Source organism: Streptomyces sp. NPDC012794, from assembly GCF_042901085.1.
Classification (GTDB): Bacteria; Actinomycetota; Actinomycetes; order Streptomycetales; family Streptomycetaceae; genus Streptomyces.
In genome coordinates, this window is the sequence record NZ_JBIBCI010000003.1 from 380,124 (window position 1) to 394,366 (window position 14,243).

A 14,243-nucleotide genomic window follows, 5' to 3' on the forward strand; every position below is an offset into this window, starting at 1 on the left:
CCGGGGGCCCCGGGCCCGGGGCGGGGCCGGCAGCCCCCTGGGGGGGGCCCCCCGGGCCGCCGCCCCCCCCGGGGCGCCCCCCCCCCCCCCCGCCGGGCGGGGGGGGCCCCCCCCCCCCGGGGGGGGGGCCCACGCCCGTACGTCCGTACAGCTGCTGCCTACTGGGCGGCGTTCAGGATCTCGCGCGCCAGCTTGGCGGTCTCGGTCGGCGTCTTGCCGACCTTGACGCCGGCGGCCTCGAGGGCCTCCTTCTTGGCCTGCGCGGTGCCGGAGGAGCCGGAGACGATGGCGCCGGCGTGGCCCATGGTCTTGCCCTCGGGGGCGGTGAAGCCCGCGACGTAGCCGACGACCGGCTTGGTGACGTTCTTCGCGATGAAGTCCGCCGCACGCTCCTCGGCGTCGCCGCCGATCTCGCCGATCATGACGATGAGCTCGGTCTCCGGGTCGGCCTCGAAGGCCTCCAGGGCGTCGATGTGCGTGGTGCCGATGACTGGGTCGCCACCGATGCCGACGGCGGAGGTGAAGCCGATGTCGCGCAGCTCGTACATCATCTGGTAGGTCAGCGTGCCGGACTTGGACACGAGACCGATCTTGCCGGGCTTGGTGATGTCGCCCGGGATGATGCCGGCGTTGGACTGGCCGGGGGTGATCAGACCCGGGCAGTTCGGACCGATGATGCGGGTCTTGTTGCCCTTGGCGGTCGCGTACGCCCAGAAGGCGGCGGAGTCGTGCACCGCGATGCCCTCGGTGATGACGACGGCCAGCGGGATCTCGGCGTCGATGGCCTCGACGACCGCGGCCTTGGCGAAGGCCGGCGGGACGAAGAGGACGGAGACGTTGGCGCCCGTCTTCTCCATCGCCTCGGCGACGGAGCCGAAGACCGGGACCTCGGTGCCGTCGAAGTCGACGGTCGTGCCGGCCTTGCGCGGGTTCACGCCGCCGACGATGTTGGTGCCGTCAGCCAGCATCAGCTTGGTGTGCTTCATGCCCGTGGCACCGGTCATGCCCTGGACGATGACCTTGCTGTCCTTGTTGAGGAAGATAGCCATGTGAGTCTGTGACCTCTGCCCTTACTTCGCAGCCGCGAGCTCGGCGGCCTTGTCGGCCGCGCCGTCCATGGTGTCCACGCGCTGCACCAGCGGGTGGTTGGCGTCCGAGAGGATCTTGCGACCCAGCTCGGCGTTGTTGCCGTCGAGGCGGACGACCAGCGGCTTGGTGACCGCCTCGCCCCGGTCCTCGAGCAGCTGCAGCGCCTGGACGATGCCGTTGGCGACCTCGTCACACGCGGTGATGCCACCGAAGACGTTGACGAACACGGACTTGACGTCCGGGTCGCCGAGGATGATCTCGAGGCCGTTGGCCATGACGGCGGCGGAGGCGCCACCGCCGATGTCGAGGAAGTTGGCGGGCTTGACGCCACCGTGGTTCTCACCGGCGTACGCGACGACGTCCAGGGTGCTCATGACGAGACCCGCGCCGTTGCCGATGATGCCGACCTCGCCGTCGAGCTTGACGTAGTTGAGGCCCTTCTCCTTGGCGGCGGCCTCGAGCGGGTTCGCGGCGGCGTGGTCCACGAACTCCTCGTGGCCCGGCTGGCGGAACTCGGCGTTCTCGTCGAGCGAGACCTTGCCGTCGAGCGCGATGACGTCACCGGAGGCGACCTTCGCGAGCGGGTTGACCTCGACGAGGAGCGCGTCCTCGGCGATGAAGGTCTGCCACAGGGTCACGAGGACCTCGGCGACCTGCTCGGCGACCTCGGCCGGGAACTTCGCCAGGGCGACGATCTCGCGGGCCTTCTCGATGGTCACGCCCTCGTTGGCGTTCACCGGGACCTTGGCGAGCTTCTCCGGGGTCTCCTCGGCGACCTGCTCGATGTCCATGCCGCCCGCGACCGAGGCCATGGCCAGGAAGGTGCGGTTGGTGCGGTCGAGGAGGTACGAGACGTAGTACTCCTCGAGGATCTCCGGCGCGGTCTCGGCGATCATCACCTTGTGGACCGTGTGGCCCTTGATGTCCATGCCGAGGATGTCCGTCGCGCGGGCGACGGCCTCGTCCGGGGTGGCGGCGAGCTTCACGCCACCGGCCTTGCCGCGGCCGCCGACCTTAACCTGGGCCTTGACGACCGACTTGCCGCCCAGCTTCTCGGTGGCCTCGCGAGCCGCCTCAGGCGTGTCGATGACTTCACCGGCCAGCACCGGTACACCGTGCTTGGCGAAGAGGTCCCTCGCCTGGTACTCGAACAGGTCCACGCGCGTCCGTCCCTTGTCTTAAAGATTCGCAGTGATTCGCGGTTTGTCTGCTATCTGCGTGGGCGTGCCGCGGAGGGCAACGTGACGGCGCTGTCACTAGGAAGGCGCACACGGTGACCGTGGACGCGGCATGTCCGTCTCGCAGGTTATCCCCGTGGGACGTGGGTCCCTAAATCGCAGATCACACCTGAGCGGTGATACCTGTCACAGATCGCCTCACAGTTGAGCTGCGCCTTCGTGTGATCCGCCGATGTACCGCGGCGGTCCGGCGTGCTCCGGCGGACCCGTCAGGGCACCGGCAGGGGGCGCTTCTCCAGGGCGGCGGCCATCACCTCCGGGAACAGGTCGGGGGTGCAGGCGAAGGTGGGCGCACCCAGCGCGGCCAGGGCCGCCGCGTGCTCGCGGTCGTAGGCGGGAGCGCCCTCGTCGGACAGGGCCAGCAGGGCCACGAACTCCACGCCCGCCCCCTTCATCGCGGCCACCCGCTTGAGCATCTCGTCCCGGATGCCGCCCTCGTAGAGATCGCTGATCAGGACGACGACCGTGTCCGCCGGTCGAGTGATCTTGGACTGGCAGTAGGCGAGGGCACGGTTGATGTCGGTGCCGCCGCCCAGCTGGGTGCCGAACAGGACGTCGACCGGGTCGTCGAGCCGGTCGGTCAGGTCGGCCACCGCCGTGTCGAAGACGACGAGCCGGGTGGCGATGGAGCGCATGGAGGCGAGGACCGCCCCGAAGACGGAGGCGTGGACGACCGAGGCGGCCATCGAGCCCGACTGGTCGATGCACAGGACCACCTCCTTCTTCACCGACCGGGAGGCCCGGCCGTAGCCGACGAGCCGCTCTGGGACGACGGTCCGGTGCTCCGGGAGGTAGTTCTTGAGGTTGGCCCGGATGGTCCGGTCCCAGTCGATGTCGTGGTGGCGGGGGCGGCTGATCCGCGCCGAACGGTCCAGTGCGCCCGTCAGCGTGGCCCGCGTACGGGCCGCGAGCCGCTTCTCCAGCTGCTCGACCACCGTGCGGACCACGGCCCGCGCCGTCTCCCTGGTGGTGTCGGGCATGGCCTTGTGCAGCGACAGCAGGGTGCCGACCAGGTGGACGTCCGGTTCGACCGCCTCCAGCATCTCCGGCTCCAGCAGGAGCGCGGACAGGCCGAGCCGTTCGATGGCGTCCCGCTGCATGACCTGGACCACCGGGCTGGGGAAGTACGTACGGATGTCCCCGAGCCAGCGCGCCACGCGCGGGGCGGACGCCCCGAGACCGGCGGACCGCTCCCCCTGCGCCCGGCCCCCGACGCCCCCGCCGTAGAGCGCCGCGAGCGCCCCGTCCATCGCCGCGTCCCGCCCGCTCAGCGCACGGCCCGTCCCGTCGCCCTCGCCGCCCAGCACCAGCCGCCACCGCCGCAGCCGCTCGCCTCCGGCGGTTTCCAGACCACCCGTCTCCGTCATCCGTCCATCCCCTCGACTCGTTCCTCCAGGGGCCCACGCCCCCTCGCCCCGCGCCCGGATCTGCCGCTGCGCGGTGGCGTCCCACCCGCCCTTCCACCGTTCCCTGGGCTCCTCCGCCCGGACCCTCCTGGGGCTCCGCCCCGGACCCCGCGCCTCAAACGCCGGCGGGGCCGAATTCGGCGACCCGGATCATCTGCCTGCGGCCGCACGTGGGTCAGTCGGACAGCGACGTGAGCGGACGGGGTGGGGTGTCGTCCGGGGCTGAAGCGAGATGGATTCGGCGCCCGCCACCACCCGCAAACCGGATCCCGAACAGGCGCCGGACATCGAAGTCCGCCCCGGACGACACCCCACCCCGGCACCGCACCCGCCCCGCCCCACACCGCCCCCGCACCCCGCCGGGCCAGGGCAGCGGCAGTGGCAGTGGCAGTGGCAGTGGCAGGCACCCCCGGCCGCCCGGCCGGGGCAAGAGTGCCTAGGCCACCCCCAGGAGCAGCCGGGCCAGATCCACGACCGCGTCCGCGCGGGCCGGGTCCAGCTCCGGGGCGAAGCCCGCCGGGGCGGCTCCGGCGGCGGACGCCGCTCGGGCACCGGGGGCGCGCCGGGCCAGCTCGCCGAGGGTCCGCTTCACCCCCGCCTCGTACGCCCCGAACGTGCGCCGCAGCAGTGGCAGTACGTCGACGAAGGCGCCCTCCGGCACCGACACCAGCCAGGCGTCGATCAGGCCCAGCAGCCGCTCGTCGTGGACCAGCAGCGTCCCGCCGCCGGGGCCCCCGGCGAAGCCCTCGATCCAGCCCGCCGCGTCGGCCGGGGAGGCCGCCGGGGACAGGGCGAGCCCCATCAGCCGCGCCGCCTCCCCGGCCGGGAGCCGGCCGTCGTCCAGCAGCAGCCGCGCGGCCCGCCCGCGTATCCCCCCGGGCACGCTCTCCCGCCCGGCCAGCGCCCGCAGGACCGCCGACCAGCGCTCCCGCAGCCCCGGGTCCGTGTCGGCCAGCAGGCCGACCGCCCCGTGCACCCCGTCGACATGGCCCCGCAGCTCCGCCGCCCCGTCGGCGTCGAGCCCGGCCGTGCAGGCCGGCGGCAGGGCCACGCAGATCCGCTCCGCCAGCCCGGCCGCGACCGTGCCGAGCGCCGCCGCGTCCGTGCCCCGCACGTCCCCGTACCTCAGCGAACGGGCCAGTGCGGGCAGCGCCCTGGCGAGCCCGGCCACGTCCGTGTCCAGCGCGGCCCGGTCGGCGAGCGCCCGCAGCACGGCGGGCAGCGCCTGCGACAGCCCGGCCAGCAGGCAGCGCTCGGCCAGCGCCGTGACCTCTCCCAGCTCCCCGGCGGCCGCCGCGTCGGCCTCCGCCTTCGCGGTGGCCGCCCCCAGGACGGTGGTGCCCCAGATGCCGGCCTCGGCGACCCGCACCGACAGCTCGGGCTCCCAGCACAGCCGCCAGGTCTCCCGGAAGGTGCCGGTCCCGCTCCGGGTGGCGGTCGGTACGCCCCAGTCGATCCCGAGCAGCCGCAGCCGGTGCAGCAGCAGGGACTTGGCCGCGTCGGAGTCCTTGCGCAGGTCCAGCTCCAGGTCCCGCCGCCGCGCCTCGGCCTTGAGCCGCAGCGAGCGCTGCCGTCGGGTGAGGTCCCGCTGGAGCGGTACGACGGGCGCCGCGTCCGGGACCTCGCCGAGCACGTCCCCGATCACCAGCCGGTCCTCGACCAGCGCGAGCGGTATCCCGGATCCGTCGCACATCACGGCCCGGACCGCTTCCAGGGTCTCCGCGAGCCCGGGCAGCGGGCGGCCCCGCAGGGCGGCCAGCGTCCCGGCCAGCCGGACCGCCTCGATCACGTGGGCCGGGGAGACCTGCCGGTCCTCCTCCCGCAGCAGCCCGGCGACCTTGGTCAGCCAGCGCTCGACGGGCCGGTCCGGGGCCGCGAACAGGTGCGCGTACCAGCCGGGCGAGGTGATGCCCGCCCCGTACCCGCCGGCCCGGGCGAGCCTGCGGTGGGTCCAGGGCACCCAGGTGGTCTCCACCTTGACCTTGGGCAGCCCGGCGAGCAGCGCCCTGTCCGCCGCCACCGTGGTCCTCGCGCGCAGCGCCGGGACGTGCCAGGCGCCGCACACCACGGCGTGGTCGTCGCCGAACTCCCTGCGGGCCGCCCGCATCCGCTGCCGCATGTACGCCTCGCGGACCAGGTCGCGGGGGCGGCCGCCGTCCCCGTAGGTCTCGCGCAGGGCGGCCATCGCCTCCCCCAGGGCCTCGAAGGCGGCCAGCGGATCCCGCACGCCGCCCGTGCCCCGGTGCTCGACCACGTCCTCCCACCAGTCCTCGGGGTCCTCGTATCCGGCGGTCTCCGCGAGCACGGCGAGCGGGTCCACCCGCAGGGCGCCCGGGCCGCCGGCGTCCGGCTCCTCCTCTTCGGCGGGTGCGGCCAGCGCGTGGGCGGCCGGCAGGTCGATGAAGCGCACCGGCACGTCCCGGGCCTGGGCCCAGCGGATGGCGACCCACTCCGGGGAGAAGGCCGCAAGCGGCCAGAACGCGGCCCTGGCGGGGTCGTCCGCCGCGTGCGCGAGGAGGGCGACGGGCGGGCGCATCCCGGGCTCGGCCGCCAGCGCGAGCAGCGCGTCCCCCTCGGGCGGCCCCTCGATCAGCACGGCCCGCGGCCGCACACGGTCCAGCGCGGCCCGCACCGCCCTGGCCGATCCGGGCCCGTGGTGGCGGACCCCCAGCAGCAGCGGTCCCCCGGCCCCGGGGCTCATGCCGTCACCTCCCGGCAGGCCCGGTAGAAGTCCTTCCAGCCGTCCCGCTCGCGGACGACCGCCTCGAGGTACTCCTGCCATACGACGCGGTCGGCGGCCGGATCGCGGACGACGGCGCCGAGGATCCCGGCGGCGACGTCGGAGGGGCGCAGGACGCCGTCCCCGAAGTGCGCGGCCAGGGCCAGTCCGCCGGTGACCACGGAGATGGCCTCCGCGGTGGACAGGGTGCCGCTGGGCGACTTCACCTTGGTGCGGCCGTCGCCGGTGACGCCCTCGCGCAATTCCCGGAAGACGGTGACGACCCGGCGGATCTCCTCCAGCCCCTCGGGGGCGGCGGGCAGGTCCAGGGCGCGGCCCATCTGGTCGACGCGGCGGGCGACGATGTCGACCTCGGCGTCGGCGGTGGCGGGCAGCGGCAGGACCACGGTGTTGAAGCGGCGGCGCAGCGCGCTGGAGAGCTCGTTGACCCCGCGGTCGCGGTCGTTGGCGGTGGCGATGAGGTTGAAGCCGCGTACGGCCTGGACCTCCTCGCCGAGCTCCGGTATCGGGAGCGTCTTCTCGGACAGGACGGTGATGAGGGTGTCCTGCACGTCGGCCGGGATGCGGGTGAGCTCCTCGACGCGGGCGGTCATGCCCTCGGCCATGGCCCGCATGACGGGGCTGGGGACGAGAGCTTCGCGGCTGGGGCCGTGGGCGAGGAGGCGGGCGTAGTTCCAGCCGTAGCGGATGGCTTCCTCGGGGGTGCCGGCGGTGCCCTGGACGAGGAGGGTGGAGTCTCCGCTGACGGCGGCGGCGAGGTGCTCGGACACCCAGGTCTTGGCGGTTCCCGGGACGCCGAGCAGCAGCAGGGCGCGGTCGGTGGCGAGCGTGGTGACGGCGACCTCGACGATCCGGCGCGGACCCACGTACTTGGGCGTGATGACCGTGCCGTCGGCGAGCGTGCCGCCCTGGAGGTAGGTGGCCACGGCCCACGGGGAGAGCTTCCAGCGGGCCGGGCGGGGCCGGTCGTCGTGGGCCGCGAGGGCTTTCAGTTCGTGCGCGAAGGCGTCTTCGGCGTGCGGTCGCAGCGCTTCGGTACCGGTGCCGTTCCCGGGCGTGGTCATGGTCCCCCTCCAATGCTCGGCAGCCGCTCCCGACTGCTGGATCCACCGTGCACCATGCCACTGACAACGCCCCTTGTTCCGGACGTCGTTGCAGGTCAGAGCGATTGTCAGTGGGGGTCTCTACGGTTGTTCCCATGACTGAGCAGGGGGTCCGCTGGACGGCGGAACAGGTACTGGCTCTGGCTCCTGACGAGGCGTCGCGCAAGGCGGGGGGCAGGCTGGGAGGGGCGGGTCCGTGGTCACAGACCGGAGGTTCCGCTTCCGGTGCGGTGTGGGGGTTGTGCAAGGGCAGCGGCAGCACGCCGTACCGGACGGTCGTCGACCTGACGGGCCCGGCGTACACGTGCTCCTGCCCGAGCCGGAAGTTCCCCTGCAAGCACGCGCTGGGGCTGCTCCTGCTCTGGTCGGCGGAGGGGTTCGGCGATCCGGCCGAGGCCCCGGACTGGGCGGGGGAATGGCTCGCCGGGCGGGCGGCGAAGGCGGCGCGCCCGGCCGCCGGTCCGGTGGATCCGGAGGCGGCCCGCAAGCGGGCGAAGCGCCGGGCCGAGCGGATCGGCGCGGGCGTCACCGAGCTGGAACAGCGGCTGGCGGACCTGCTGCGCGGCGGGATCGCCGGACAGCAGCAGGCCGGCTACGCCCCCTGGGAGGAGACCGCGGCCCGGATGGTCGACGCCCAGGCCCCCGGACTTGCGGCGCGGGTAAGGGAGTTGGGGGCAATACCCGGTTGCGGCCCCGGCTGGCCCGCCCGGATGCTTGAGGAGTTCGCGCTGCTGCACCTGCTGGACAGGGCCTGGCTGGGGGTGTCCGGGCTGCCGGAGCCGCTGGCCGCGACCGTCCGGAGCCGGGTGGGGCTGCCGTCTCCGGCGGAGGGTGAGACCGTCCGGGACCGCTGGCTCGTACTGGCCCAGTACGACTCGGTGTCCCCGGACGGCCGGCTCACCACCCGCCGGATATGGCTGCGCGGGCTGGACAGCGGGCGCCCGGCGCTGGTCCTGGACTTCGGTCCGCCCGGCCGGCCGCCGGGGCTGGCCCTGCCCGTCGGACTGGTGCTGGAGGCGGAAGCCCGCTTCCGGCCCGGGTCGGCGGGGCTGCGGGCGGAGCTGGGGGACGGTACCGCGGCCGCGGTGCCGGCCGCCCGTACTCCGCCCGGGGTGAGCACCGGCGAGGCCCTCGAGGCCTACGGAGCCGCGCTGCGGGAGGACCCGTGGCTGGAGTCGTGGCCGGTGGTCCTCGGCCCCGTGATCCCGATACCGGGAGAAGGGGGCGAGGCCGCCTGGCAGGTGGCGGACGCGCAGGGGACGTCCGCACTGCCGGTGGCACTCGCGCGAGGCCGCTCGCGGTCCGGGCTGTGGCAGCTGGCCGCCCTCTCGGGCGGCGGACCCGTCACGGTCTTCGGGGAGTGCGGCCACCGCGGCTTCAGCCCGCTGACGGCCTGGCAGCCCGGCTCGTCCGAGCCGGTGCCGCTGACCTGAGCCGGAGCCGGAGCCGGAACGGAACCAAACGAAATCGCAGGGGGCCTGGGGGCCCGTATGCCGTCTGAGGGGGTGCCACGGGGAGGGACGGGCCGTCGCGGGGGCGTCGGCGCGTGAAACGGACGAGGAGCCGGGGGGCTTGCCATGAACGACAACCACGCCAGCTGAACAGGGTCGTGCCGGGTACCGGTGGCCCGGTCCCGTGGAGGGGCGGGACCGGGCCACCGGCCGGCACGACCGACGACCGACGACCGACAACGAGACACCGGCGACGAGAGACCGGCGGCGGACGCCGGCGACTGGCGGACGGCGGCACACGAGCGGCGCCGCGGCCGGTGAGCGGGACGGGGGCACGAGTGACGAGGGAGGGGTCCGATGGGCAAGGGTGACGAGGGGTACCGGGACTGGGAGGAGCTGGTCACCGCCGCGCTGCTGGGTACCGAGCGGCGTGGCGGCTCACCGCGGGCGCTGCTCGACGCGGCGGCCGTGCAGACGCTGCGCCGCCGCGCCGGGCTGCGGCCCGCCGAGGCGGCCCGGCGGCCCCCGGCCGCGGCGGACGATCCGCGCCCGGCACCCCCGGAGGCCGCCCGGCGGCGGCTCGCGCAGCTGCTGGCGGGCCGGACCGCGGCGGGCAGTGGCGGCGGGCGGCGCGGGGCCGCCCCGGATCTGACGGAACTGCTCCCGCAGTGGCTGTCCGCCGCAGCCCGGCACGGATACCGGGCGCCGTCGGCCCAGCTGCCGGCCCTGCTGGACGCGGCCCGCGCCCGGACCGACCTGCGCCCGCAGGCGCTGGCCCTGGCCGGGGCGCGGGGGCTGTGGCTGGCCCGGCTGAATCCCGAGTGGCGGTTCGCCCTGCGCGGGGCGCCCGGGGGTGCCGGGGAACTGCCCGACCCGGCGGACGCAGAGGCGGTGACCCGGCTCTGGGAGGAGGGGCTGTTCGCCGAGCGGGTCGCCCTGCTCGGCGCCGTCCGGGCCCACGATCCGGCGGCCGCGCCCCGGCTGCTGGCCACGACCTGGGCCACGGAGCGCGCCGAGGACCGGCTGATGTTCCTCGACTCCCTGCGGTCCGGGCTGTCCGGGGAGGACGAGCCGTTCCTGGAGGCGGCCCTGGGTGACCGCAGCCGCAATGTCCGGGCGACCGCCGCCGAACTGCTGTCCGCGCTGCCCGGCTCGGCCCTGGCCGGGCGGATGGCGGAGCGGGCGCTGGCCTGCGTCGGCCCGGAGGGGGTGGTACCGCCGGCGGAGTGCGACGCGGGGATGCTGCGCGACGGGGTGGTGAAACAGCCCCCGGCCGGGCGCGGGGAGCGGGCGTGGTGGCTGGGCCAGTTGGTGGAGTCGGCCCCGCTGTCCTGCTGGCGGGACCGCTTCGGTGGCCTCGGTCCGGCGGAGATCGTCGCGCTGCCGGTGGCGGAGGGCTGGGCGGAGGAGATCCACGCGGCCTGGTGCCGGGCGGCGGTGCGCCAGCGCGACCCGCAGTGGTCGAAGGCGCTGCTCGGGTCGCCGTCCGCGCCGCCCGCGGCGGGCCCGGGCACGGCGTCGCTCGCGGAGCGGGCGAAGCTGCTGGAGACGCTGACCGAAGCGGAGCGGGCCGAGTGGGTCGCGGAGTTCATACGCGCCCACGGGCTGCCGGAGGCCTTCCAGCTGCTCGGCGTCTGCCTGGTCCCCTGGGCGGGGACGCTGGGCCGGGCGGTGGTGGACGCCCTGGACGCGGCGCGCGAGGCGGGCAGTTACCCGTGGAGCTTCAGCGGGGTGATGGGTCTGGCGGAGCGCTGCCTGGATCCCGCGGAGGCGGACCGCCTGGAGGCCATGACGGCCACCGCTGAGCACCCGCCGGAGGGCTCACCGGGAGCGGCCGCCTACTGGGCCGAGGCCTTCCAGCGCCTCGTGGCCACCCTCCGCATGCGGGCCTGCATGCTCGCCGAACTGGCCCCGGCCGCCTGACCTCGGGCGGCGGGGCCGGCCGGAAGGGACGTCAGGCCTGGCGGACGTGGGCGTTGACCCAGTCCACGATGGAGGTGGTGGTGGCGCCGGGGGTGAAGATCTCGGCGACGCCCTTGGCCTTGAGCGGGGCGATGTCGTCCTCCGGGATGATGCCGCCGCCGAAGACCTTGATGTCCTCGGCGTCGCGCTCCTTGAGGAGTTCGATGACGCGCGCGAAGAGCGTGTTGTGCGCCCCGGAGAGGATGGAGAGGCCGATGGCGTCCGCGTCCTCCTGGATCGCGGTGTCCACGATCTGCTCGGGGGTCTGGTGGAGGCCTGTGTAGATGACTTCCATACCGGCGTCGCGCAGCGCCCGCGCGATCACCTTGGCGCCGCGGTCGTGGCCGTCGAGACCCGGCTTGGCCACCACCACACGGATCGGACCGGTCACACCCATCGCACTGCCTCCCGAGTGAACGAACGTTAAGTACAGCATTGCGCACGGCGCCGTTTCGCGGTCAACGGGGAGGGGGAAATCACACGTGGGACGCCGTTGATTCACCACCGCCCCGCCGCTCCGCCACCGCGCCGACAGCCGCACGGCACGGTGGCGGGGCCGCGCCGGCAGTACGGCCCCGCACCCACAGGGTCCAGGGGGAGGCCGTCCATGGGGCTGACGATCGCACCGCTGCCCGTGCCGCGCACGGGCGCCGCCCTGCGCGCGGCGGTCCTCGAGGCGGCGGTCCTCGCCGGGCACCTCCTCCTCTACCCCACCGGGATACGGGAGGAACGACCGTCCGCCGCGCCCGCGGCCGGGGCCGCCGGGCAGCCGCCGCCCGTGCTGCTCCTGCACGGCTTCACCGACAACCGCTCGGTCTTCGTCCTGCTGCGCCGCGCCCTCGGCGCGGGCGGCCGGCGGCGCGTGGAGACGTACAACCACTCCCCCTTCAGCCGCGACCTGCGCGTGACCGCCCGCCACCTCGCCCGGCGCGTCGAGGAACTGTGCGAGCGCAGCGGCCAGGAGCGGGTGGACCTCATCGGGCACAGTCTCGGCGGGCTGGTCGCGCGGTACTACGTCCAGCGGCTCGGCGGCGACGCGCGCGTGCGGACGCTGGTCACCCTGGGCACCCCGCACGGCGGCACCCGGATCGCCCCCTTCATGGACGCGCACCCCCTGGTCCGCCAGATGCGCCCGGACTCCGAGGTGATGGCCGAGCTGCGCGCGCCCGCGCCCGGCTGCCGGACCCGGTTCAGGGCGTACTGGAGCGAGTTCGACGCCCTGATGGTGCCGACCGGGACGGCACGGATCGAGCACCCGGACCTGGACGCGACGAACGTACAGGTCACCGGCATCGGACACCTCGCCCTCTCGGTCCACCCCGCCGTCATCACCGCGGTCCGGCGCGACCTCGACGGCCCCCTCCGCGCCGCCGACACCGCACCCCGCCCACCGGAAGCCCCTCCCGCCACGGAACCCGAGGGCCGCAGCCAGGCCGGCTGACGCCACGCCCACACCCTGGCGCCCGTACAACATCACTCGACTCTCAGTCGAACGAATTTCGAACTCAAGGCCAAGGCTCGGTCTTTCGGCGACCGAAAGACGGCCGAATGCCCGGTTCCGCTGAGGACGAAACACTCGGAAGATTGTCGAGGCGAGTAACCGCCGGGTACAGTCACGCCACTGCTCTCCTCCGGTGAACCTTGAGTTCCCCGGCCACCCAGGCCCCACTGCCGAGGCGAAAGAGAAGTTGGTGAACGACCGCCCGACGTCGGGCCAGTACCCCGATTTGGGGTACGACGGCCTTTCCACCACCACTTTCGCTGGTGACCAAGCCTACGCGCCCTATGAAACGCAGGGCCAGGGCTACCAGTACGTCACCGACTACCCCCCTCAGGGCAGTTACGGAACGCACGACGGCTACGCGGCGTACCACTCCGCGGCCGACACCGGCGCCTACGACTCCACCGCCTGGACCGCTCCGGAGAGTTACCTTTCCAGCGTTCCGGCCCAGGCCGGCCACGAGGACACCACGGGCCAGTACGACGCGAGCGCCTGGAACACCGCGACCGCCGAGTACCAGCCCACCGCCTTCGGCTACGACGCCACGGACGCCGGGCAGACCGGGCACTGGACCCACCCCGGGTACGGGCAGGACACCGGCACCTACGACGCCACCGCATGGAACGGCGGCGCCGCCGACGGGACCGCGGTCTCCGGTTACGAGGCCACGACCGTCGTCCCCGCCTTCACGGAGGCCCACGGAACGGCCGGCTCCGCGGACGCCGCCGCCGATCCGTACGCGGATCCGTACGCCGATGACGAGACCTCCGTCTTCGAGCCCGTGGCCGCTGTCGACGCAGACGCAGACGCCGTCGAGGACGGCGCCGACACCCCCGAGGGCCTCGTCGTGCACGACATGCCCACCCAGGCGATGCCCGTCACCCCGCCCGCCGCCGGGTCCCGGGCCGGCCGCAGGGCCACCGGCAAGGGCGGCGCGGGCCGGAACAACGCGGCCAAGGGCAGCGGAAGCGCCGCCGCGGGCAGCCGCCGGCGCAGCCCGGCCAAACGGTCCGCCCTGCTGACGGTGGCCGTTCCCTCCGCCTGCGTGATGGGCGTCGCGGGTGTGGCCGCCGCCTCCGTCGGCGGGCTCACCGGCACCGACAAGCCGGCCGAGGAGACGACCACGATGGCCGCCCCCGACTCGGTGCAGCCGGTCGAGGCGAACAACAAGCTCGACACGCAGCTGGCGGCGCTCAGCGCCGACGCGGGTGACTTCGCGGACCGCGCGAGCCGCACCCAGGAGCGGATCGACCTCAAGCAGCGCCAGGAAGAAGAGAAGAAGAAGCGGGCCGAGGAGGCCGCGGCCAAGGAAGCGGCCCGCCCCAAGTTCTCGGTGCCCGTCGCCCAGCGCGGTCTGAGCGCCAGCTTCGGTCAGGCGGGCGGCATGTGGATGTCGGTCCACACCGGCATCGACTTCCCCGTCTCCTACGGCACCCCGGTCATGGCCGCCACCGACGGCACCGTGCGCACCCAGTGGAACAGCGCCTACGGCAACATGGCCATAGTCACCTCCCCCGACGGCACCGAGACCTGGTACTGCCACCTCGGCAGCACCAAGATCCGGTCCGGCAAGGTCAAGGCGGGCGACGTCATCGCCTACTCCGGCAACTCGGGCAACTCCACCGGCCCGCACCTCCACTTCGAGGTTCGGCCCGGTGGCGGCTCCGCGGTGGACCCCCTGGCGTGGCTGCGCAGCCACGGCCTCGACCCGAGCTGAGCCCAGCTGAGCCGAAGGCCCGGCCCGCCGCCGGGC

Annotated in this window: 10 protein-coding genes; 4 read left to right on the forward strand and 6 right to left on the reverse strand. The window is 74.3% G+C overall.

All coding sequences use genetic code 11. From position 1 onward, the window contains the following. Nucleotides 1-158: 158 nt before the first annotated feature. The 5 genes from sucD to ACFY7H_RS07870 form a co-directional block, all read right to left on the reverse strand. On the reverse strand, nt 159-1,049 hold the full coding sequence (gene sucD / locus ACFY7H_RS07850) for a succinate--CoA ligase subunit alpha (protein WP_030710487.1): 891 nt from the start codon (nt 1,047-1,049) through the stop codon (nt 159-161). A gap of 21 nt (nt 1,050-1,070) precedes the next feature. Next, nucleotides 1,071-2,249 (reverse strand): ADP-forming succinate--CoA ligase subunit beta, encoded by a 1,179-nt coding sequence (sucC, locus tag ACFY7H_RS07855; RefSeq protein WP_388934641.1) that lies wholly within the window; start codon nt 2,247-2,249, stop codon nt 1,071-1,073. Between the two features lie 287 nt (nt 2,250-2,536). Next, entirely contained in the window at nt 2,537-3,694 is a 1,158-nt protein-coding gene (locus ACFY7H_RS07860; RefSeq protein WP_388934644.1) for a VWA domain-containing protein, read from the reverse strand. A 475-nt stretch (nt 3,695-4,169) separates the two neighbouring features. Beyond that, nucleotides 4,170-6,434, reverse strand: coding sequence for a DUF5682 family protein (locus ACFY7H_RS07865; RefSeq protein ID WP_388934647.1), 2,265 nt, complete (start codon nt 6,432-6,434; stop codon nt 4,170-4,172). Then, nucleotides 6,431-7,537: an AAA family ATPase gene (locus ACFY7H_RS07870; RefSeq protein ID WP_388934650.1), complete on the reverse strand. Its 1,107-nt coding sequence runs from the start codon at nt 7,535-7,537 to the stop codon at nt 6,431-6,433. The genes ACFY7H_RS07865 and ACFY7H_RS07870 overlap by 4 nt, the downstream gene beginning before the upstream one ends. A gap of 134 nt (nt 7,538-7,671) precedes the next feature. Here ACFY7H_RS07870 and ACFY7H_RS07875 point away from each other — a divergent pair, with 134 nt between their 5' ends. Next, nucleotides 7,672-9,009: an SWIM zinc finger family protein gene (locus tag ACFY7H_RS07875; protein ID WP_388934653.1), complete on the forward strand. Its 1,338-nt coding sequence runs from the start codon at nt 7,672-7,674 to the stop codon at nt 9,007-9,009. A gap of 375 nt (nt 9,010-9,384) precedes the next feature. After that, the gene (locus tag ACFY7H_RS07880) at nt 9,385-10,950 is read left to right on the forward strand and encodes a DUF5691 domain-containing protein (RefSeq protein ID WP_388934656.1); all 1,566 of its coding nucleotides are present in this window, start codon (nt 9,385-9,387) and stop codon (nt 10,948-10,950) included. A gap of 31 nt (nt 10,951-10,981) precedes the next feature. On the opposite strand, the gene ACFY7H_RS07885 is transcribed toward ACFY7H_RS07880, so the two are convergent. Beyond that, entirely contained in the window at nt 10,982-11,386 is a 405-nt protein-coding gene (locus ACFY7H_RS07885; RefSeq protein ID WP_388934659.1) for a cobalamin B12-binding domain-containing protein, read from the reverse strand. Nucleotides 11,387-11,596: 210 nt separating this feature from the next. Between ACFY7H_RS07885 and ACFY7H_RS07890 the strand changes: the two genes are divergently transcribed. Together ACFY7H_RS07890 and ACFY7H_RS07895 are read left to right on the forward strand one after the other, a co-directional pair. Further along, nucleotides 11,597-12,430: an esterase/lipase family protein gene (locus ACFY7H_RS07890; RefSeq protein WP_388934661.1), complete on the forward strand. Its 834-nt coding sequence runs from the start codon at nt 11,597-11,599 to the stop codon at nt 12,428-12,430. Between the two features lie 250 nt (nt 12,431-12,680). Beyond that, nucleotides 12,681-14,207 (forward strand): M23 family metallopeptidase, encoded by a 1,527-nt coding sequence (locus tag ACFY7H_RS07895; protein WP_388934665.1) that lies wholly within the window; start codon nt 12,681-12,683, stop codon nt 14,205-14,207. The last annotated feature ends 36 nt before the right edge of the window (nt 14,208-14,243 follow it).

Coding starts and splice junctions, on each gene's coding strand:
- sucD (WP_030710487.1), bottom strand. CDS start 1,049: ATGGCTATCTTCCTCAACAAGGACAGCAAGGTCATCGTCCAGGGCATG.
- ACFY7H_RS07860 (WP_388934644.1), bottom strand. CDS start 3,694: ATGACGGAGACGGGTGGTCTGGAAACCGCCGGAGGCGAGCGGCTGCGG.
- ACFY7H_RS07865 (WP_388934647.1), bottom strand. CDS start 6,434: ATGAGCCCCGGGGCCGGGGGACCGCTGCTGCTGGGGGTCCGCCACCAC.
- ACFY7H_RS07870 (WP_388934650.1), bottom strand. CDS start 7,537: ATGACCACGCCCGGGAACGGCACCGGTACCGAAGCGCTGCGACCGCAC.
- ACFY7H_RS07875 (WP_388934653.1), top strand. CDS start 7,672: ATGACTGAGCAGGGGGTCCGCTGGACGGCGGAACAGGTACTGGCTCTG.
- ACFY7H_RS07880 (WP_388934656.1), top strand. CDS start 9,385: ATGGGCAAGGGTGACGAGGGGTACCGGGACTGGGAGGAGCTGGTCACC.
- ACFY7H_RS07885 (WP_388934659.1), bottom strand. CDS start 11,386: ATGGGTGTGACCGGTCCGATCCGTGTGGTGGTGGCCAAGCCGGGTCTC.
- ACFY7H_RS07890 (WP_388934661.1), top strand. CDS start 11,597: ATGGGGCTGACGATCGCACCGCTGCCCGTGCCGCGCACGGGCGCCGCC.